General features: G+C 57.6%; 20 protein-coding genes. 13 read left to right on the forward strand and 7 right to left on the reverse strand.

Features of this window, described 5'->3' with window-relative positions; all coding sequences use genetic code 11:
* Positions 1-3: 3 nt before the first annotated feature.
* The 6 genes from ACIQT8_RS15865 to ACIQT8_RS15890 all read right to left on the reverse strand — a co-directional run bounded on the left by ACIQT8_RS15865 (position 4) and on the right by ACIQT8_RS15890 (position 8943).
* Entirely contained in the window at positions 4-1365 is a 1362-nt protein-coding gene (locus ACIQT8_RS15865; RefSeq protein WP_400966936.1) for a glutamine synthetase family protein, read from the reverse strand.
* Positions 1366-1568: 203 nt separating this feature from the next.
* Positions 1569-2816, reverse strand: coding sequence for an NAD(P)/FAD-dependent oxidoreductase (locus ACIQT8_RS15870; RefSeq protein ID WP_400966939.1), 1248 nt, complete (start codon positions 2814-2816; stop codon positions 1569-1571).
* 156 nt (positions 2817-2972) lie between these two features.
* On the reverse strand, positions 2973-4613 hold the full coding sequence (locus tag ACIQT8_RS15875) for an ABC transporter ATP-binding protein (RefSeq protein ID WP_400966942.1): 1641 nt from the start codon (positions 4611-4613) through the stop codon (positions 2973-2975).
* Between the two features lie 5 nt (positions 4614-4618).
* Positions 4619-5764, reverse strand: a complete 1146-nt coding sequence (locus ACIQT8_RS15880; RefSeq protein ID WP_400966945.1) for an ABC transporter permease — start codon at positions 5762-5764, stop codon at positions 4619-4621.
* The gene (locus tag ACIQT8_RS15885; protein WP_262523793.1) at positions 5764-6858 is read right to left on the reverse strand and encodes a microcin C ABC transporter permease YejB; all 1095 of its coding nucleotides are present in this window, start codon (positions 6856-6858) and stop codon (positions 5764-5766) included. The genes ACIQT8_RS15880 and ACIQT8_RS15885 overlap by 1 nt, the downstream gene beginning before the upstream one ends.
* Positions 6859-7098: 240 nt before the next feature.
* Positions 7099-8943, reverse strand: a complete 1845-nt coding sequence (locus tag ACIQT8_RS15890; protein WP_400966949.1) for an extracellular solute-binding protein — start codon at positions 8941-8943, stop codon at positions 7099-7101.
* 194 nt (positions 8944-9137) lie between these two features.
* On the opposite strand from ACIQT8_RS15890, the gene mepA reads away from it, so the two are divergent.
* The 4 genes from mepA to dapB all read left to right on the forward strand — a co-directional run bounded on the left by mepA (position 9138) and on the right by dapB (position 12638).
* Positions 9138-10181 (forward strand): penicillin-insensitive murein endopeptidase, encoded by a 1044-nt coding sequence (gene mepA, locus ACIQT8_RS15895; RefSeq protein ID WP_400966953.1) that lies wholly within the window; start codon positions 9138-9140, stop codon positions 10179-10181.
* A gap of 100 nt (positions 10182-10281) precedes the next feature.
* Positions 10282-10665 carry a methylglyoxal synthase gene (locus ACIQT8_RS15900; RefSeq protein ID WP_138794239.1) on the forward strand — a complete coding sequence of 128 codons (384 nt, stop codon included), beginning with the start codon at positions 10282-10284 and terminating at the stop codon, positions 10663-10665.
* 26 nt (positions 10666-10691) lie between these two features.
* The gene (locus ACIQT8_RS15905; protein WP_138794238.1) at positions 10692-11714 is read left to right on the forward strand and encodes a glucokinase; all 1023 of its coding nucleotides are present in this window, start codon (positions 10692-10694) and stop codon (positions 11712-11714) included.
* 96 nt (positions 11715-11810) lie between these two features.
* On the forward strand, positions 11811-12638 hold the full coding sequence (dapB, locus tag ACIQT8_RS15910) for a 4-hydroxy-tetrahydrodipicolinate reductase (RefSeq protein WP_400966958.1): 828 nt from the start codon (positions 11811-11813) through the stop codon (positions 12636-12638).
* Between the two features lie 12 nt (positions 12639-12650).
* Here the strand turns inward: dapB and phnF are convergent, their stop codons facing one another.
* Positions 12651-13370, reverse strand: coding sequence for a phosphonate metabolism transcriptional regulator PhnF (gene phnF / locus ACIQT8_RS15915; protein WP_138794236.1), 720 nt, complete (start codon positions 13368-13370; stop codon positions 12651-12653).
* Positions 13371-13468: 98 nt separating this feature from the next.
* On the opposite strand from phnF, the gene phnG reads away from it, so the two are divergent.
* The 9 genes from phnG to phnD all read left to right on the forward strand — a co-directional run bounded on the left by phnG (position 13469) and on the right by phnD (position 20766).
* A complete protein-coding gene (phnG, locus tag ACIQT8_RS15920) occupies positions 13469-13933 on the forward strand; it encodes a phosphonate C-P lyase system protein PhnG (protein ID WP_138794235.1) in 465 nt (154 codons plus the stop codon).
* A complete protein-coding gene (gene phnH / locus ACIQT8_RS15925) occupies positions 13933-14541 on the forward strand; it encodes a phosphonate C-P lyase system protein PhnH (protein WP_400966962.1) in 609 nt (202 codons plus the stop codon). The genes phnG and phnH overlap by 1 nt, the downstream gene beginning before the upstream one ends.
* A 1-nt stretch (position 14542) precedes the next feature.
* The gene (locus tag ACIQT8_RS15930; protein WP_400966965.1) at positions 14543-15652 is read left to right on the forward strand and encodes a carbon-phosphorus lyase complex subunit PhnI; all 1110 of its coding nucleotides are present in this window, start codon (positions 14543-14545) and stop codon (positions 15650-15652) included.
* Positions 15653-15786: 134 nt separating this feature from the next.
* On the forward strand, positions 15787-16689 hold the full coding sequence (locus tag ACIQT8_RS15935) for an alpha-D-ribose 1-methylphosphonate 5-phosphate C-P-lyase PhnJ (RefSeq protein WP_400966968.1): 903 nt from the start codon (positions 15787-15789) through the stop codon (positions 16687-16689).
* Positions 16686-17462, forward strand: a complete 777-nt coding sequence (gene phnK / locus ACIQT8_RS15940) for a phosphonate C-P lyase system protein PhnK (RefSeq protein ID WP_138794231.1) — start codon at positions 16686-16688, stop codon at positions 17460-17462. The genes ACIQT8_RS15935 and phnK overlap by 4 nt, the downstream gene beginning before the upstream one ends.
* 28 nt (positions 17463-17490) lie before the next feature.
* On the forward strand, positions 17491-18198 hold the full coding sequence (gene phnL / locus ACIQT8_RS15945) for a phosphonate C-P lyase system protein PhnL (RefSeq protein ID WP_138794230.1): 708 nt from the start codon (positions 17491-17493) through the stop codon (positions 18196-18198).
* Positions 18195-18833, forward strand: coding sequence for a DapH/DapD/GlmU-related protein (locus tag ACIQT8_RS15950; RefSeq protein ID WP_400966971.1), 639 nt, complete (start codon positions 18195-18197; stop codon positions 18831-18833). Before phnL ends, ACIQT8_RS15950 begins: the two co-directional genes overlap by 4 nt.
* An 81-nt stretch (positions 18834-18914) precedes the next feature.
* Entirely contained in the window at positions 18915-19775 is an 861-nt protein-coding gene (gene phnC, locus ACIQT8_RS15955; protein ID WP_400966974.1) for a phosphonate ABC transporter ATP-binding protein, read from the forward strand.
* 85 nt (positions 19776-19860) lie between these two features.
* Entirely contained in the window at positions 19861-20766 is a 906-nt protein-coding gene (gene phnD / locus ACIQT8_RS15960; RefSeq protein WP_138794227.1) for a phosphonate ABC transporter substrate-binding protein, read from the forward strand.
* The last annotated feature ends 66 nt before the right edge of the window (positions 20767-20832 follow it).

Raw genomic sequence — 20832 nt, forward strand, 5'->3', positions numbered from 1 at the left:
CTCTCACACCGTCCTGATATAGGCGTCATATTCGACGTCGGTTACACGCAAGGAAAACTCGGATAGCTCCTGCTGCTTGCAGGCGGAGAAGAGCGTGCGGTACTTCTGGCCAAGCGTCGCATAAGCAAAACTCGAACGCGTAAAACGCTGCAGCGCATAATCCCAGTTTGTCGGCAGAGGCTCATGATTGATGGCATGGCTGTCACCGGAAATCGCGCCACCCGGCTGACGTTTCTCCTTCATGCCGGCGAGCGCCGCACTGAGGATCATTGCCAGAACGAGATAGGGATTGGTGTCCGCGCCCGCGACGCGGTGCTCGATGCGTGTTGCCGCCCGACTGGCTGTAATGACGCGCACCGCGGCCGAGCGGTTGTCGAAACCCCAGGATGCGTAGGTCGGGGCGTGTTCACTGGGCGTCAGTCGACGGTAGGAGTTTGCATGGGGCGCAAAGATCGCCATGCTTTCCCCCATGTTCTCCAGAAGACCGCCAACAGAGTGCATCAACGCGTCCGACGGTCCGTTTTCACCGCCATATATGTTGTTGCCGCTCTTATCGAGAACCGAGAAGTGAACGTGCATGCCGTTTCCGGCCTGCATGCCATAGGGCTTGGCCATGAAGGTCGCATCGAGATCATGCTTGCGCGCCACCCCCTTGACGATGCGCTTCAGAAAGACTGCGAAGTCTGCAGCCTGCAACGCATCCGGCACATGGTTGAGATTGATCTCATACTGGCCAGGACCATTTTCCCGCAGCGTCGTGTCCGCAAGAACGCCCTGTGCCCGGCATGCGGTGGCAATATCGTGAAAGACGTCTTCGAAATCCTGCAATTCGGAAATCGACAGCACCTGCGTCTGACCCGTATGCCAACGGCCTTCGCGACTGTTCGGTGGACGGACAGGATCGAGTGCAGACCGGACCGGATCGATGAGGTAAAATTCCAGTTCGGTTGCAACGACCGGTGTGAGGCCGGCTTTGCGGTATCCCTCCAGGACCTGCGACAACACATGACGAGGATCGCCATAAAAGCCTGATCCATCCGGGTTTCTCATCGCGAGAAGAACCTGCGCCGTTGGTCGCCCAAGCCAGCTTACACGTGAAAGAGTATCGGGAACAGGAAAGCAGAAGCCGTCCGGATCGCCTGTTCCCTCCGCCAAACCTGCCGCATGCACATCGCGACCCCAGATATCCAGGGCATAAACGGAGCGGGGTATTGCCATACCTTTTTCAAGAACGTCGATGGCGCGTTCACGCGGTATCCATTTGCCGCGCGGTACACCGTTCGCATCTATGACGAACGCTTCAAGTATTTCGATATCGGGATTGTCAGCGAAAAATTTCTTTGCGTTTTCAATATCATCCATCATGCACCAGCAGGCTGTTTTCCATTTCGGTTCGCGCCATATGATGCGCTAACGAAAATCGTCCTGCTGCTGATAGATGAGAAATCTCGCCGTCATGATGACGTTCGCCCCTTTTTTACGCGACGACCACGCGCCTTTTCCCCTTTATGAAAGGCATGGTACGTGGCCGAACGCCGAAAGGCCAGAGAATTCCTGACAGAGTGCTCTCAGGGATTGAACCTGCCCGGGCGATAGGCATCGATGGGAATGACCGGTGTCTCGCCAAGAATGGTTTCAGCCAGAACCCGACCGGTGATCGGCCCAAGCGTCAATCCGTGATGGGCGTGACCAAAGGCAAACCAGAGCGTGTTGTGCCGTGGCGCCCTGCCGATGATCGGCATCATATCCGGTGTGCAGGGTCGTGAGCCCATCCATGGCTCCGCATCCAGCCGTCCGCCAAGCGGAAAGGCGGTACGGGCAATCCGTTCCGCTCTCTCGATCTGAACCGGTGATTTCGGTGCATCACGTTCAGCAAACTCGGCACCCGTCGTCAGGCGGATACCCTTTCGCATGGGCGCCAGAAAATAACCCCGTTCGGCGTCGATCAACCAGTTGTTGAGTCTCGTTCCCGGCTGCGGCGCATAGTGCATGTGATATCCACGCTTGACGCCAAGTGAAAACCGGTACCCAAGCCGTTCCGTCACCGTATCCGCCCATGGACCGAGAGCAACAACAGCATGTTCAGCCTCAATCGCCCCGGTATCGGTGCGTACCGTCCAGCCTTTAGCGGTCTGGCTCAACGTCGATGCATCGCCGCGCAGAACCATCCCGCCCAGACGTTCAAACAGTCTGACATAGGCAAGCGTCAACGCATGCGGATCGCGAACCGACCACGGATCGTTCCACTTCAGTCCGCCGACGAAATCGCGACGGAGATCCGGCTCGGCCTCTGCCAGTTCCGCCGCGCTCAGTGTCGTGTAGGAAATCCCGTAGTCCCGGGCCAAGCGCTCGGCGCCGGCGTAATCCGCATCGCGCTTTTGAGCTGTGCGGTAAGCTTCCATCCAGCCGCTCTTGACGATCAGGTCGTCAGCATTCGCTTCCTCAATCAGGATTTTGTGTTCAGACACCGAATGTTCGATGAGGGGCGCATAAGCGCGCGAGATCGCAGCATGGCGAGTGGGAGTGGAATGAAACCAGTATCGTCCGAGGAAGGGGGCAATCTTCGGCAAGGCACGCAGGTGATAATGGGCATCAATACGGTTGTTCAACGAATACTTCAGAAGAAGTCCGACGTCCTGCGGAAAACCATAGGGTTCAACCCCTTCGCGCTGAATGAGGCCCGCATTGCCGAACGATGTTTCTTCACCCGGCCCTCTCCGGTCGAGCAACACAACCGATTTGCCTCTACGCGACAGTTGCAAAGCCACCGAAACCCCAATGATTCCGGCTCCCAGAACAACCACATCCACTGCCATTCCAACCACCCATTCACACCGCACAGCCCAGTGGGCACATCTGCAAGATGGGTCGGCAACCTTAGCAAAGCAATGGGAAAATTATCACATTGAACGTCTATGATCGTTTGGACGCACGCAACACGCGTCCAAACGTTTCAGTACCGTACTATGTTGCTATTGGCCGATCGCCCTGGTTTCCATCGCCTCGATGTTGAACGCCGCCGCCAGCAAAGCCTTGGTATAGTCTTCCTGCGGCGAGGCGAAAATGTCGGCGGCGGGACCGCTCTCCACCACCTTGCCATGCCGCATGACGATCAGATCGTTGGCAAGCGCCTTCACGACTTTAAGGTCATGGCTGATGAAGAGATAAGCGAGATCGTGACGGGCCTGCAGGTCGCGAAGAAGATCGACCACCTGAGCCTGCACACTCATGTCGAGCGCCGAGGTCGGTTCATCCAGCATCACAAAGCGCGGCTTCAGAACCATGGCACGGGCAATGGCGATACGCTGGCGCTGGCCACCGGAAAATTCATGCGGGTAACGCCAACGTGTGGCGGGATCGAGCCCCACTTCTTCCAGCGCCTTTGCGACAAGCGTATCCCGCTCATCGGCTGAGAGCGATCGCTCATGAACTTTCAGCCCTTCTTCGATGATCTCACCGACCGACATGCGAGGACTGAGCGAACCGTAGGGGTCCTGAAACACGACCTGAAGCCGGTTTCTCAGCGGCTTCATCATCTTGTAGGAATAGCTGTCGATCGACTGCCCGATGAAGCTGATGCGCCCTTCCGAGGCTATCAGCCGCGATAGAGCGAGGCCAAGTGTCGTCTTGCCCGAACCGGACTCACCGACAACGCCGACGGTCTGCCCCGCGCGAAGCGTAATGTCTATCCCGTCAACAGCCTTCACGTGATCCACCACGCGGCGCATCAAACCCGCCTTGATCGGGAACCAGGCCTTGATATCGTCGCCCTGCATAACGACGGGTTTTCTGTCGTCAGCCGGCGGCGGCTCGCCTTTCGGCTCTGCAGCCAGAAGGTGGCGCGTATAGTCGTGCTGCGGACTGGTAAAGACCTGCTCGACCGTGCCTGTTTCCACGATCTTGCCCTTGGTCATCACGCAGACCCGATCCGCGAATTTCCGGACAATACCCAGATCGTGAGTGATGAACAGCATGGACATGCCGTGCTGCGTCTTGAGATCACTCAACAGTTCAAGGATCTGTGCCTGAACCGTGACATCGAGCGCTGTCGTCGGCTCATCTGCGATCAACAGCTTCGGTCTGTTGGCAAGCGCCATGGCAATCATGACACGCTGGCGCTGGCCGCCTGAAAGCTCGTGCGGATAGGCTTTAAGACGTTTTTCCGGTTCGCGAATACCGACCTGGAGCAAAAGCTCCAGCGTGCGCTTCCTGGCTTCGGCGCCGGTAATCGCCTGGTGCAGTTCGAGAATTTCGCCGATCTGCTGCTCGATGGTGTGAAGCGGATTGAGCGATGTCATCGGCTCCTGAAAGATCATCGTGATGTCGTTGCCGCGAACGCGGCGCAACATCTTTTCCGGCAGGCTCAACATGTCCTTGCCATCGAAGAGGATCTTGCCAGACGGGTGGCTTGCGGCCGGATAAGGCAATAGTTTCAGGACGGAATTTGCCGTCACCGATTTTCCGGAGCCGGATTCACCGACGAGCGCCACGACCTCGCCCGGCATGATGTCGAAGGATACGTTGTCGACGGCGAGGCTTGTTGCACCACCCTGGTGAAAGGCGACCGACAGATCCTGAACGGAAAGAAGGGGTTGTTTCATGGTTTCCGTCATGGCGATCACCGGAACGTCTTGCGCGGATCGAAGGCGTCGCGCACTGCCTCGCCAACGAAGATCAGCAGCGACAGCATGATCGACATGGTGAAGAAGGCGGTCAGACCGAGCCAAGGCGCCTGAAGGTTATTCTTGCCCTGCGCGATCATCTCACCCAGAGACGGCGAGCCGGGCGGCATGCCGAAACCAAGGAAATCGAGCGAGGTCAGCGTTGTGATCGAACCGGACAGGATGAAGGGCAGGAAGGTCAGCGTCGCGACCATGGCGTTGGGCAGCAGGTGCCGGAACATGATTGTCCAGTTGCCGACACCGAGCGCACGGGCGGCACGAACATATTCGAAATTGCGGGCGCGCAGAAACTCGGCACGCACAATGCCGACGAACCCAACCCATGAGAATAGCAGCATGATGCCAAGAAGAACGAAGAAACCAGGTGGCAAAATCGCCGCGATAATCAGCAGGATGTAGAGAACCGGCATGGACGACCAGATTTCGATAAAGCGCTGCATCAACAGGTCGGTCCAGCCGCCGAAATAGCCCTGCACAGCGCCTGCCGTCACGCCGACGATCGCCGAGGCAATGGTCAAAGCCAGACCGAACAGCACCGAAATACGAAAACCGTAGATCATCCGCGCCGTGACGTCGCGAGCCTGGTTGTCAGTGCCGAGCCAGTTGAGATTTCCGACCGTGCAGTTGGGGTCGGCGTCCCCTTGCGGATAGGCCGAGCAACGCTGCTGTCTGTCCATCAACCAGAAGGGCGGCGTCGGCGCAGAATGCGGAATATTCGAATTGACCGTCTGGTAGGAATAACGGATCGGCGGCCAGATCATCCAGCCATTCGCGTTGATTTCATCCTGAATAAAGGACGACTTGTAGTCGGTCTGCGCCAGGAAGCCGCCGAATTTTTCCTCCGGATAATCAACGAGCACAGGTATCAGAAGCTCGCCCTTGTAGGAGGCGAGGACCGGCTTGTCGTTTGCGATAAATTCCGCAGACAAACTGAGGAAAAACAGAATGAGGAACAGCCAGAATGACCAGTAGCCACGGCGGTTGGCCTTGAAATTCTGCCAACGTCGTTTGCTGGTCGGCGAAAACCATGGGCGCTTCGGTGGCACGACAACATCTGCCGTGGTGGGGGCTGCGATTGTCATCACACGTCCCTCCGCTCAAAGTCGATGCGCGGATCGATCCAGGTATAGATGAGGTCGGAGATGAGACCGACTACAAGTCCCATCAGGGAGAAGATGTAGAGCGTGCCGAAAACAATCGGATAGTCGCGGTTGACGACCGAAAGGTAGCCGAGACGACCAAGACCATCCAGCGAGAAGATGTTCTCGATGAGCAGCGAACCCGTAAAAAACGCGGAAATAAACGCGCCTGGAAAACCGGCGATGACGATCAGCATGGCGTTGCGGAACACGTGACCGTAAAGCACCTTGCGCTCAGAGAGCCCCTTGGCGCGGGCTGTCACCACATATTGCTTCTTGATCTCGTCGATGAAGGAGTTCTTCGTCAAAAGTGTCGTCGTTGCAAACGCCGAAAGCGACAGTGCGATCAACGGCAAGGTCAGATGCCAGAAGTAGTCGATGATCTTCTGCCACCAGTTCAATTGGTCAAAGTTATCCGACACCAGGCCACGTAGCGGGAACCAGTCGAAGAATGATCCGCCGGCAAAAAGAACGATCAGGAGAATACCAAACAGGAAGCTCGGCACGGCATAACCGATGATGATGACACCGGAGGTCCAGACGTCAAAAGTCGATCCATCAGAAACGGCCTTCTTGATGCCGAGCGGGATCGAAATCATATAGGAGATGATCAGAATCCAGAAACCGAGCGACATTGAGACTGGCAGCTTGTCGATGATGAGATCGATCACCGAAGAGTTGCGGAAGAAGCTGTCGCCAAAATCGAAGCGGATGTAGTTCCACATCATGTCGAAGAAACGGGTGAGCGGCGGTTTGTCGAAACCGAACTGCTTTTCCAGTTTGGCGATCAAGTCCGGATCAAGGCCCTGCGCACCACGATATTTCGAGCCGCTTTCGTCGAAACCGCCTGACTGGCCGATAAGATCGCCGCCACCGGACAGACGATCGGACGCACTGTCGCCCTGTCCCGTCAATTGCGCGACAACCTGTTCGACCGGGCCGCCCGGCGCGAATTGGATGACAAGAAACGAAATGCCCATAATGCCGATCATGGTCGGGATCATGAGAGCCAGACGTCTGAGAATATATGCTCCCATCAGTCCCTGCCTCGGGCCAATGCGCCAGCGGTTTTCGCTTCTGTCAAACCGGGTCCTTTCTTGAAGGCGCTCATCGCGCCCTGAACGATTCGTATCAGTCTATGTGAATCAAGCCTTCGAAGCGAAAGCAAGGCTTCTGGCGCTGCAGAGGAAAAACGAAGGCCGGTTCACCGTGTCAGCCTCGTGTTTTCGCTTCGGTCATCGCGAAGGTGGCTCACACCTTTCGCAGCCGATTCATTATCATTTTCCAGCTTCGGCCGACCACCAGACGGTCGGCATGCCCAGTGAATATTCGGGCAGGTTTTCAGGATGCGCCAATCGTCCCCAATACGCGATGCGCGAGGATTTTGAGCTGTAACTCGGCACAACGATGTGATGCGCCAACAGAACACGATCTAACGCGTGGACGGCGGCGACCAGATCGTCACGGTCCTTGGCAAAGATGACTTTCTTGATGAGGGCATCGATGCCCGGATCGCTGATGCCGCTGTAATTTTGCGAACCTTCGCGTTTGGCAGCGTCCGAACCCCAATATTCCGCCTGCTCATTGCCGGGGTTCATCGATTCTCCCCAGGCATTGTACATCACGTCAAAATCGCGCGAGCGCCACCGATTGGTGAACTGCGACTGCTCGACGCTTCGAACCGTCGCATCGATGCCGATCTTCTTGAGGTTTTGCGAAAACGACAGCGCTACCGGCTCGATCGTCGGCCCTCCCAGCATGATTTCGAAGCTCAAGGGCTGGCCGGTCTTGGTGTTGACCATCCTGTTGCCCTTCAGCTCGTAACCCGCCTCCTTCAACATGGCGACGGCTTTTCGAAGGTTGTCGCGCAGTTTTGCCGGATCGCCATTGACCGGATTGCTATAGGGCTCCGTGAAAACGCGCGGCGGAACGAGGTCTTTGACCTCATTCAGTATTTCCAGTTCACGCCCTTGCGGCAGGCCGGAGGATGCAAGCTCCGTGCGGAAGAAGTAGCTGTCGACCCGGTCATAAGAGCCATAAAAGATCGTGCGCTTCAGCTCCTCGAAATCGAAGGCATAGTTGAGCGCCTCGCGAACACGCGGGTCGGCAAACTTGTCGCGGCGGGTGTTGAAGATGAAGCCGACCATAACGCCGACCTTTCGCATCTCGTTTTCAAGCTCCTCGCGCTTGATGCGACCATCGTTGACCGCAGGAAAGTTATAGGCCGTTGCCCATCGCCGGGCTGAGTTCTCCCACCAGTAATCGGTATTGCCGGAGCGAAAGGCCTCGAACATCACGTCGCGGTCGGCAAAGTAGCTATAGACGATCGAGCCGAAATTGTTCTGGCCGACGTTCACATTGACGTCCTTGCCCCAATAATCGTCGCGGCGCTCGTAACGGATCGTGGAGCCAGGTGTCACTGCGGCCACGCGATACGGTCCAGACCCCATCGGCACCTCAAGTGTCGTCCTGGTGATGTCGCGAGGTTTTCCGTCCGTGCCATTGGCCTCCCACCAATGTTTGGGAACGATCAGAAGCTGACCGACGATCTGCGGAAGTTCGCGGTTGTTCGGCTCATCGAACTTGAACGTGACCTCGCGCTCCGCCGTTTTCTCGGCGCTGACGACGTGGCGATAATAAAATTCCATTTGCGGATTGGATTTTTTGGCCTGTTCGAAACTGAAAACGACATCCTCAGGGGTCACGGGCTTGCCATCCGACCATGTCGCTTCGGCGCGCAGGCGAAATGTCACAGAACTGAAATCGTCAGGATATTTCAAAGACTCGGCGAGCAGGCCGTACATGGAGGAAATTTCGTCCAATGCCGACGTCATCAACGTCTCGTAGACAAGGCCCAACCCCTCGCCCACCTCACCGCGCGCCAGAAGCGGATTGAGCGTATCGAAGCTGCCTTCTGCCGAAAGCTGCAGCGTTCCACCCTTTGGAGCATTTGGATTGACGTAATCGAAGTGCGAAAAATCACCGGAATGTTTCAGGTCACCAACCGTCGAAATCCCCTTTCGCCAGCCCTGCTCGTCCTGCGCGGAGGCGAAAGCCGGCATTAACAACGCAGATGCGGTCAGCGCGATAACAAAGCGGGATTTCAGTTGTGCCAATACCATACGGGAAAGCCCCTGTTTTTCGTGTCTATTGTGCAGAGCATAAAACAAACAATGTCAAAAAACAGGTGCCGTGGCTCACAAGCTCTTTATCGAAGCAATATCTCAGGTTGCCGGCAAACATGGTTTCAACAAAATCCCGATCCAGTTTAATCTTGGGACAAGAGAATCATTCGGGCGGAGCAGGCGGCGACCATATGACGGCGGGATCATTGCGGGTTTTTAGAGGGGCTTTGTTGGCCATTTCGGTGCTTTCCAGCCTTCAGGTGGCAACGGCATCTGCAGAGGACCGTCCTGCCAAAGAAGTTTTTGGCCACCTCGCCCTTCCGTCTGCCACCGTTTCGCAACCCATCGGGTCTTATGCAAAAGGCTGCCAGTCCGGCGCGATCGCAATGCCAACGGACGGCCCTGGCTGGCAGGCCATGCGGCTTTCCCGCAATCGCCGCTGGGGGCAGCCGCAACTGATCTCCTTCCTCGAGCAGTTTTCGCAGGACGCACAAAAGATCGGCTGGCCGGGCCTCCTGCTTGGCGACATCTCCCAGCCACGTGGCGGGCCTATGCTTTCCGGACACGCATCCCATCAGATCGGCCTCGATGTCGATGTGTGGTGGAGGCCAATGCCCGACCATCGCATGAGCGCGCAAGAGCGCGAAACAGTGCCGTTCATTTCCATGCTCGACAAAAGCAAATTCCTGACGGTCGATGACCGTAAATGGTCGCCGCTCAATGCTCGTCTGGTGATGATGGCAGCCAGCTATCCGCAAGTTGAGCGGGTGTTCGTCAACCCGGCTATCAAGCAGAAACTTTGTCAGACATGGACCGGCGATCGCACGTTCCTCGGCAAAATCCGCCCGATCTACGGCCACGACGAACATTTCCATATCCGGCTTGAATGCCCGCCCGGCGCCGCAAACTGCAAACCGCAGGCGCCCGTCGGCAAGGGTGATGGCTGCGACAAGTCGCTCGCATGGTGGTTCACCAAGGAGCCCTGGGCACCGCCGAAAAAGGACCCCAATGCCAAGCCGATAAAACCGCGCCAGGTTATGGTGTCAGATCTGCCGGCCGCATGTGCAGCCGTTGCTTCAGCGCCCGCCCGCAACGCAGACGCCATGTCTGCCCAGGCCTATGCACCAGCACAGGCCTCCAGTCAGCCAAGTGTGGAATCTGTCATTCAGGCGGCGCCGCCCGTTTCACCTCCTGCGGATATTCCTCTTCCGCTCCAGCGTCCGACATTGAACTGAAACAGAAATGCGGCATTGAAAAGCGCCGCTTTTCAAATGGCGGCAAGCTGCTATAGAAGGCTTCAAATCGATTTAATTATTCATTGGAGAGATGCTGCCCATGGCTGAAGAACGCTGTATCGCGCTCATCGCCCACGACGAGAAGAAGGATGATATGGCGGATTTCGCCCGCCGGCATCAGAAAGCGCTCTCCAAGTTCAGGATCGTAGCAACGGGCACGACAGGCGGCCGGGTTCAGGAGGCGTGTCCGGATCTGAACGTCATCCGTCTGAAAAGCGGACCGCTCGGCGGTGATCAGCAGATCGGTGCAATGATCGCGACGGGAGAGGTGGACATGCTGATCTTTTTCACCGATCCATTGACCCCCATGCCGCACGATGTGGATGTGAAAGCACTGACCCGCCTCGCTACGGTCTACGACATTCCCATGGCGCTTAATCGTGCCACAGCCGAAAAGCTGATCGACTTCAACCTCGCCGACTGATGCTCGCACCAAAAGTGGAACAGGTAATGCCCAAGACGTCCGATACCGAATATCTTTCTTTTCCTATCCTTATTGGCGACATCGGCGGCACCAATGCCCGCTTTTCGATCCTGATCGATTCCTTTGCCGAACCCGTGCATTTCACGACGGTCAAAACAGCCGAGTTTCCGACCATCGACGACGCCATACAGCAGGCGGTTCTCGACAAGACGTCCATCCAGCCGGTTTCGACCATTCTCGCTATCGCGGGCCCGATCGAAGGCGATGAAATTCCGCTGACCAATTGCCACTGGGTCGTCAAACCCAAGGATATGCTTGCCAATCTCGGCCTGAAGGATGTGATCGTCATCAACGATTTCGAAGCGCAGGCGCTGGCCATTGCCGCTCTCGATGACGACAACCGCGAGCTGATCGGCCCTCAGGGCAAGGACGCGCTGGCGTCCCGCGTCGTGCTGGGACCTGGTACCGGTCTTGGCGTCGCAGGCCTCGTTTACGCGCGGCACATGTGGTTTCCTGTTCCGGGCGAAGGCGGTCATATCGACATCGGCCCGAGAACGGAGCGCGATTACGCCGTTTTTCCGCATATCGAAACCATCGAAGGACGCGTCGCGGGAGAACAGATCCTGTGTGGACGAGGACTGGTCAACCTGTACCGCGCCGTTTGCGCTGCCGACGGCATCGAGCCGATATTTTCCGACCCTGCCGATATCACCTCCGAGGGTCTTGCGAACAGCAATGCCCAGGCGCAGGAAACACTATCATTGTTCAGCACCTATCTCGGACGTGTCGCAGGTGACATTGCGCTGATATTCATGGCGAAGGGCGGAGTTTATCTGGCCGGCGGCATCTCGCAAAAGATCATTCCAGCGCTCAAGAGCCCGGAATTCAGAGCCGCATTCGAAGACAAGGCGCCGCACAAGGCCCTGATGCGCAGCATTCCGACCTATGTCGTGACGCATCCGCAGGCAGCCCTTTCCGGCCTTGCAAACTACGCCAGAACACCATCGGATTTCGGCCTCTCGCTTGATGGGCGCCGCTGGAAAGCCTGATAGCTTGCGAAGCGGGCGGATGATCTTTACCTTCCGCCGCCAAATAAGGCAGATATGGGCAGGCTGCGGTCTGTCGAAAGCAGGATGAGTGAGAGCATGAGTGGCAACGATATGAAACTGGTGGTGGTTGGCGCAGCCGGCCGCATGGGGCAGGCCCTTATCCGCCTCATTCATGAGACGCCAGGTGTACAGCTACATGCTGCCGTCAGCCGTGAGGGATCTGCCTTTGTCGGTCGCGATGCCGGCGAAGTCGCTGGCCTCGGGCCGATCGGTGTCGCAATCACCAGCGATCCACTCGAAGCATTTCTGCATGCGGAAGGCGTAATTGACTTCACCTCCCCGGCAACCAGCGTGACCTATGCAGGCCTTGCCGCGCAAGCACGCATCGTCCACGTTATCGGCACCACTGGCTGCTCCCTGGACGACGAGGAGAAGTTCAAGGCGGCATCGCGCCATGCGCGGATCGTCAAATCCGGCAACATGAGCCTTGGCGTCAATCTGCTCAGCGTTCTGACGGCACAGGCGGCACGCGCACTGGACGCGCGGAACTGGGATATCGAAATCCTGGAAATGCATCACAAGCACAAGGTCGATGCTCCTTCCGGCACCGCTTTGCTGCTGGGCGAAGCGGCAGCGTCAGGGCGCAGGATCGATCTGGCAACATCATCCGTCCGCGTACGTGACGGACATACGGGCGCACGGGAGGCCGGAACCATCGGTTTTGCGACGTTGCGCGGTGGCTCGGTGATCGGTGAACATTCGGTGATCTTCGCCGGCGAAGGTGAACGCGTCGAGCTCTCCCACTACGCAGGCGACAGAGGCATTTTTGCGCGCGGTGCGATTGCCGCTGCTGTCTGGGGTCGCGACAAGAAGCCGGGGCTTTACTCGATGCTGGACGTCCTTGGTCTGGCCTTGCCGGAATAGGCAAAGCCTGTTTCAGTTGTCGATGGTGAACTCAACGCTGTCAGCCGAAAAACGGCTGATAGCGTATTGCACTGGCGTACCATCCATATCCGTGTTCAATGCTTGCGTTACAAGAACGATCGCGCCCGGCGACAACTCCAGATCAGACAAGTCACCGGTGTCGGCGTGGGTTGCGGATATAACCGTTGTTGCGCGGATGTAGTCAGACAATCCAAGTTTCGCAAAGGCACTGGTGATCGAACCACTGGCGCGATAAGCCTCTTCAATTCCTGAAAACCGGCTGGCCGGAAACCATGTTGTTGATCTCGAAACCGGCCGATGATCAGCCTTTCTCAAAATTTCCATGCGGATGAGAAAGTCTCCGACATTCAGCTTCAGGCGGGATGCAAGGTCCTCGTTTGCCTGCTCTGTCGAGTGTGACAAAAGCAGCGCCTCCATGTCCTTGACCTGATCGCTGATTCCGGCGGTAAAGCGCGTGCGTTTTGAAATCGGAAAGCTCAGCCGGCCTTTTCGGATAATCATCGTTCCGCGTCCTTGCAGCGGTTCGACGATGCCTTCACTGGCAAGAGCCGCGATAGCGCTGCGGACGGTGTGGCGATTGACACCGAATTTCTCTGAGAGCGACATTTCAGGTGGCAACATGCCTGTCGCGTCATGAGTACCAGCCGAAATCTCCTGCCGTATCCTGTCAGCGATCTGACGCCATAGCGCCACGCCATTCTTTCTTTTCATCGCCCCCACAGACCCCTGTCACACGCTTGTCATTCTTCGACGGTAACTGTACCTTACATTGTATGGTTGTCTATATCAATAGACATTTGAGGTCAATGATGAACCAGCAGGATACAAACCCTCCTCATGCAGAGCGCAAGCGCGTGGCAGCACTGCTTTCCCGCGCCACACTGCAAGAACTCCAAAGCGCATGGACCCGACAGGAGACAGACCCGCAAGCGCAGAGCGTACGCGGTCCCGAAACGGGGCTCGTTATGGTCAAGGGCCGCATCGGTGGTGGCGGGGCGCCATTCAACCTTGGTGAGACCACCGTGACACGCGCCACGGTGAAACTTGCATCCGGCTCCATCGGTCACGCCCATCTTTTGGGAACGAGCCGCAAGAGAGCCTGGTATGCGGCAATCTTTGACGCCCTTTGGCAGGAAGCCCCAAACCGCCGCTTCGTGGAGGATGAGATTCTGACGCCCGTTGAAAAAAGACTGACGGACGAAAAAGACAAGCAGATCAAGGAAACGACTGCCACACGGGTCGACTTCTTTACCATGGTTCGAGGAGAAGACTGATGGCTATAAAGGCCGAGGCACTCACGGGCGGCTTCACCAATGTCGTTCTTGATTCGCAAAAAATCTTCAAAAAATTGATGGACGGCATGTCGCGACCGGGCACGGTTCAGACGATCGATCCTCTGGCCAACCCACCGGCACCGCTTGCGCCTTCAACGGGTGCCGTGCTGCTGGCCCTTTGCGATCACGACACTCCCATCTGGCTCAGCAACGCGATCCGAAAGACCGTCGTGCCAAGCTGGATTGGTTTCCATACCGGCGCGCCGACGACGGAAGAAAAACAGGATGCGCGTTTTGCAATCGTGGAAGCTGGCAGCAGCCTGCCTGCTCTAGGAGCTTTTGCTCAGGGAAGTCAGGAATATCCTGACCGCTCAACGACCATCATCATCGAATTGCCGGATATCGATAACGGCCCAGAACTGGCGCTGTCCGGCCCGGGCATCCGTGACAAAAACCTGATCCGTCCCTCCGGCCTGCCAGAGATGTTCATCACGCTTTGGGCCGAGAACAACGGCATTTTCCCGCGTGGTGTCGATATCATCCTGACGTCGGCCGATCACTTCATCTGCCTGCCTCGCACAACGCGCATCGAACCCGTGGAGATGTAAGATGTATGTCGCCGTCAAAGGCGGGGAAGCCGCCATTGCAAATGCCCACAGACTGCTCGCCGACAAACGGCGCGGTGACCGCAACCTGCCTGCCATGACAGTCGATCAGATTGTCTCGCAGCTTGCGCTCGCCGTCGACCGCGTCATGGCTGAGGCCTCGCTTTACGATCCCGAACTCGCCGGCCTTGCCGTCAAGCAGGCACGTGGCGACATGATCGAAGCGATTTTCCTGTTACGCGCCTATCGCACGACGTTACCGCGTTTCGGCTATTCCGTTCCGATCGACACTGCCGATATGGCGGTTCAGCGGCGGGTTTCGGCAACTTACAAGGATCTGCCCGGCGGGCAATTGCTGGGACCGACATTCGACTATACCCATCGCCTGCTCGATCCATCCCTGCTGGAAGACGAGGTGGTGGAACCCGCCAATGTGCGAGAAGGCAACGCGGAGCATGCGATGCGCGTTTCCGATATTCTTGCAGGCGAGGGATTGATCGAAACCGATGGCGATATGCCCGAAGACCATATCCCGGGCGACCTGACACGCGAGCCGATGGAATTTCCAATGCCGCGTGACCTGCGACTACAATCCCTGGCGCGAGGCGACGAGGGCTTTCTGCTCGCTCTCGCCTATTCGACCCAGCGCGGTTATGGGCGCAACCATCCCTTTGTCGGAGAAATCCGCATCGGCTGCGTCGAAATTGAGCTTGAAGTTCCAGAGCTCGGATTTGCCGTTTCCATCGGCGACATTCAGGTGACTGAATGCCAGATGGTCAACCAGTTCAAAGGCTCGGCCAAGGCACCACCCCAGTTCACACGCGGTTACGGCCTGGTTTTCGGGCAAAGCGAACGCAAGGCAATGGCGATGTCACTTGTGGACCGCGCCCTGAGAGCAAGCGAATTCGGGGAGGACGTTGTCGCGCCCGCGCAAGACGAAGAGTTCGTGATTTCCCATGCCGACAACGTCCAAGCGACGGGCTTCGTGGAACACCTGAAACTGCCACACTACGTGGATTTCCAGGCTGAACTTGTTCTCGTCAGGAAAATGCGCGCCGATTTCGACGCGATGAACGCCTCAGAGTCAGAATGGATGAGCGATGCAGCCGAATAAATCAGCGGCTGCGTTCTTCGCCGAACCAATAGGCGCAAAAGATACTCGATGCTGCGAATACAGCAAAGAAGACTGCGGCAAGAATTCCCATCTCCATGAGCTTTGTACTCCTTTTTTCGCAAGGTTAACGCGCAATGCTTAAAGAAGTTTCATTCGACGACGACTTGGCGACCTACAACTTCGCTTATCTGGACGAACAGACGAAGCGCATGATCCGCAGGGCGATCCTCAAAGCCATCGCCATTCCCGGTTATCAGGTGCCTTTCGCGTCACGGGAAATGCCCATGCCCTACGGCTGGGGAACAGGAGGCGTTCAGGTCACCGCCTCGATCATCGGCCCAGACGACGTTCTGAAGGTCATCGACCAGGGAGCGGACGACACCACGAATGCGGTATCGATCCGAGCCTTCTTCCAGAAGGTCGCAAATGTCGCGGTCACCACCCGCACCGGTGATGCAAGCATTATCCAGACACGCCATCGTATCCCTGAGGAGACACTGCGCGAGGGGCAGGTTCTGGTGTATCAGGTGCCGATCCCCGAGCCCCTGCGTTTTCTCGAGCCGCGCGAGACCGAAACGCGGGTCATGCACGCATTGGAGGAATATGGCCTGATGCATGTCAGGCTCTACGAGGATATTGCCCATAACGGGCGTATCTCCAAGACTTACGCCTATCCGGTAAAAGTGGCGGGTCGCTACGTCATGGACCCTTCGCCGACCCCGAAGTTCGACAACCCGAAAATGCACATGTCGGAAGCGCTGCAGTTGTTTGGAGCCGGACGTGAAAAGCGCATTTACGCCGTTCCGCCCTACACAGAGGTCGTCAGCCTCGACTTCGAGGATCACCCCTTCGAGATCCAGAGCTTTGACAAGCCCTGCGCGCTTTGCGGCGCCGAAAATGTTTATCTGGACGAGGTGGTGCTCGACGACAAGGGCGGGCGAATGTTCGTCTGCTCCGACACCGATCATTGCGAAGACCGGCGCTGCCACGGCCACAAGGGCCTGATGCTGGCAGACGTGAAAGAGGCAGCCGAATGAGTGACGCACCCCTTCTCAAAGTTCAGGACGTTTCGAAATATTATGGCGACCGTGCCGGTTGCCGCAACGTCTCCTTTGAACTGTACGCCGGCGAAGTTCTCGCCATCGTCGGTGAATCCGGGTCCGGAAAGACCACCCTGCTCAACTGCATCTCCACACGGTTGATGCCCACAGCCGGCAGTGTCGAATACCGTCTGCGCGATGGCTCGGTACGTGATCTCTACCGGATGAGTGAGGCTGAGCGTCGCCTGCTGATGCGCACCGACTGGGGCTTTGTGCACCAGAACCCGGCTGACGGCTTACGCATGACGGTCTCGGCCGGCGCCAATGTCGGCGAACGGCTGATGGCTGTCGGCAACCGGCACTACGGCAACATTCGCAATTCCGCCAGCGACTGGCTGGAGCGGGTTGAGATCGGTACCGACCGTATCGATGACCAGCCGCGAGCCTTTTCCGGTGGCATGCGGCAACGTCTGCAGATCGCCCGCAATCTCGTCACGTCCCCTCGCCTTGTTTTCATGGACGAACCGACGGGTGGTCTCGATGTTTCCGTTCAGGCCCGCCTGCTTGACCTCGTCCGTAATCTCGTCACCGATCTGGGCCTCGCGGTCGTCGTCGTGACACACGACCTTGCCGTGGCAAGGCTTCTTTCCCACCGGATGATGGTGATGAAGGGCGGCAACGTCATCGAACATGGCCTGACCGACCGGGTTCTGGACGATCCGCGCGAGCCCTATACCCAGCTTCTCGTTTCCTCGATCCTTCAGGTCTAAGCGCCGCGCAAAAGCGAAAGATATCAACATGCCAACGCCTCTCGTCGTTTCCGAAGTCTTCAAGAGCTTCACCATGCATCTGCGCGACGGCCTTGAACTGCCGGTGGTGCGTGACGTCAATTTCTCCGTGTGCAGTGGAGAGTGCGTCGTTCTGGGTGGTCCGTCCGGCATCGGCAAAAGCTCGATCCTCAAGATGCTCTACGGCAACTACGCCATCGACGGCGGTCAGATCCTGATCCGCCACGAAGGTCAGGTGGTCGACCTTGGCAGTGCCGCACCACGAACCATCCTCGACATCCGTCATCGGACCATCGGTTACGTCAGCCAGTTCCTTCGTACCGTGCCGCGTGTTTCGGCCGTCGATGTCGTGGCCGAACCGCTTCTTGCCCGCAAGGTCGACGCCACGGAAGCACGCGAGCGGGCCGGTGAACTCCTGGCCAAACTCAATCTGCCGCGCGAATTGTGGACGCTGCCACCGGCAACCTTCTCCGGCGGCGAACAGCAGCGCGTAAACATCGCCCGCGGTTTCATCACCGATCACGCAATTTTGTTGTTGGACGAACCAACGGCTTCTCTTGATGGCGCCAACCGCCAGGTCGTCGTGAACATGATCCTCGACAAGAAAAGCAAGGGCACCGCCCTGCTCGGCATTTTTCACGATGAGGAAGTGCGTGAGGCCGTCGCCGACCGCATTATCGACGTCTCACAATTCTCCCCTCGAAAGGCTGCAGCATGAGTGTCAAGGTTGGCCTCGAACCCGCTATCCACGAAACAGCCCGCGTTACCAATTCGACCATTGGCCGCTACACCGAAATTTCGGAACGGTGCCGGCTCGAAGAGGTGGAGATGAGTGACTATTCCTACATCATGCAGGACGGTTCGGTGTGGTGCGCGACCATCGGCAAGTTTGTCAATATAGCCGCGTCAGTGCGCATCAACGCCACCAATCACCCGGTAGAACGGGCAACATTGCACCATTTTACCTACCGCGCCGCCAATTACTGGGATGACGCGGAAAACGAGCACGACTTCTTCGATGCCAGGCGCGCGCGACGGGTGTGGATCGGACACGATGTATGGATCGGCCACGGCGTCACAATCCTGCCAGGCGTCACGGTTGGAAACGGTGCAGTCATTGGTGCCGGTGCTGTAGTATCGAAAGATGTTGCCCCCTATACGATCGTTGGTGGCGTGCCGGCAAAGTTGATCCGCGAACGTTTCACGGCCGAACTCGGTGCCCGTATGGACCGTCTGGCGTGGTGGGACTGGGACCATGCCGCCCTCCGGTCGGCACTCGATGATTTCCGCGCACTGGGTGCCGAAGCATTCGTTTCGAAGTATAGCGGCCAGGTATCTCGGCCTTCCGTGTAATATTTTCTTCATTAAACTGACATTCGGACTTCACGGAGCGCTGTTAGGTCGATCCCCGTCAAAAAAAGATTGGACGGGGAAATGAGCTTTCACCTGAAGCAAATCACGCGCCGTTTCGGCAACCACACTGCCGTCGATGCCGTGAATATCGATATCCCGCAGGGCCAGATGGTCGGCGTGATCGGACGTTCGGGCGCTGGCAAATCGACCCTACTGCGCATGATCAATCGGCTTGTCGATCCTTCCGCAGGCTCGATCCATTTCAACGATCTGGAAGTGTCCGCGCTGAAAGGTGCTGCCCTGCGCAACTGGCAGCGCGATTGCGCCATGATCTTCCAGCAGTTCAATCTGGTACCGCGTCTCGACGTTCTCACCAATGTGATGCTCGGTCGTCTCAACCATCGTTCCACGGCGCTCAGCCTCTTGAACATCTTCACCCATGACGAGCGCCTGATGGCGATCGCGGCCCTCGAGCGCCTCGGGATCGAGCATGTCGCCATGCAGGCCGCCGGTACCCTTTCCGGTGGTCAGCAACAGCGTGTGGCAATCGCCCGCGCCCTTATGCAGTCGCCGAAAATGGTTCTCGCCGACGAGCCGATCGCGTCTCTTGATCCCTTGAATGCCAAGATCGTGATGGACGCGCTGCGCGACATCAACGAACGCGAAGGCATTACCGTCATCACCAACCTGCACACATTGGATACGGCGCGCAATTACTGCGAACGCATCATCGGCATGTCGGGTGGACGCGTCGTTTTCGAAGGCACACCGTCAGAACTGACAGCCACTGCGGTCAAGGCGATCTACGGCACGGACGCACAAGGTGCCGGCATTGATGAGACCATGACGTCCACAAGCATCAACATTCCCGGCGCGCAGCTTCCAGCCCGCGCGTCGCAACAATCTGCCGGTCCTGAACCGCTGGCTATGGCCGGGCTTTAAGACCGTTGAGGATCGTTTGCGCCCGCGTAAAGGGGCCACTTTCACAATAAACAAACCCCGGTTCGCCGGACATGAGGAGAAAACCATGTTGAAGAAAGCCCTTCTTTCGGCAGTCGCAGTTTGCGTTCTGGCCGGCTCCGCAATGGCTCAGGACGTCAAGGTTCTGCGCATCGGTCTCGACGGTTCCGAAAACGAAGCCGACCAGATCCGCAACACGAAGTGCGTTGCCGATGGCCTGAAGGCAGCGACCGGCGTTTCCGAAGTGCAGATCTTCCCGTCGCCGGACTACAACGGCGTTATCCAGGGTCTGCTCGGCGGCACGATCGACATTGCCTCCATGGGCGCGTCGTCCTATGCCAAGATCGCTCTGACCGACCCCAACGCCGTTGACCCGATCCTGACCACGGCTGGCTCTGACGGTGCCACCGGCTATTACACGATCATGGTTGCCCGCAAGGACAGCGGCATCAAGACGCTTGCCGATGCCAAGGGTAAGAAGCTCGGCTTCGCCGATCCCGACTCGACCTCGGGCTACCTCGTTCCTAACGTCGCGCTGCCGAAGGAAATCGGCGGATCGATCAAGGAATACTTCTCCGAAACCGGTTTCGGTGGCGGCCACGAGAACCTCGTTCTCGCCGTTCTCGACAAGAAGTTCGATGTCGGCACCACCTTCGGTTCGGGCGTTGGCAAGTGGGAAGAGGGCTATTCTGCCGGCAACCTTCACCAGATGGTCGCCAAGGGCAACCTCGACATCGACGATATCGTTGAAGTCTGGAAGTCGCCGCTGATCCCGAACGGCCCGCTGATGGTTACCAACAAGCTGGGCGATGCCATGAAACAGAAGGTTGAAGACTTCTTCATGGAACTTCCGAAGAAGGATCTCGCCTGCTTCCAGGGCTTCAGCCAGGGTCAGAACACCGGCTACGTAAAGGTCGATCCGTCCTTCTACCAGACGATCATCGACGCTCGTAAGTCCGTTATCGGCGGCTGATTATCACGACACCATTTCGGAAGCGGCGGTGCCCAAAAGCACTGCCGCTTTTGCCAAAAAGGAAAG

The sequence above is a fragment of the Agrobacterium sp. NPDC090273 genome (assembly GCF_044772305.1).
In the GTDB taxonomy this organism is placed as follows: domain Bacteria; phylum Pseudomonadota; class Alphaproteobacteria; order Rhizobiales; family Rhizobiaceae; genus Agrobacterium.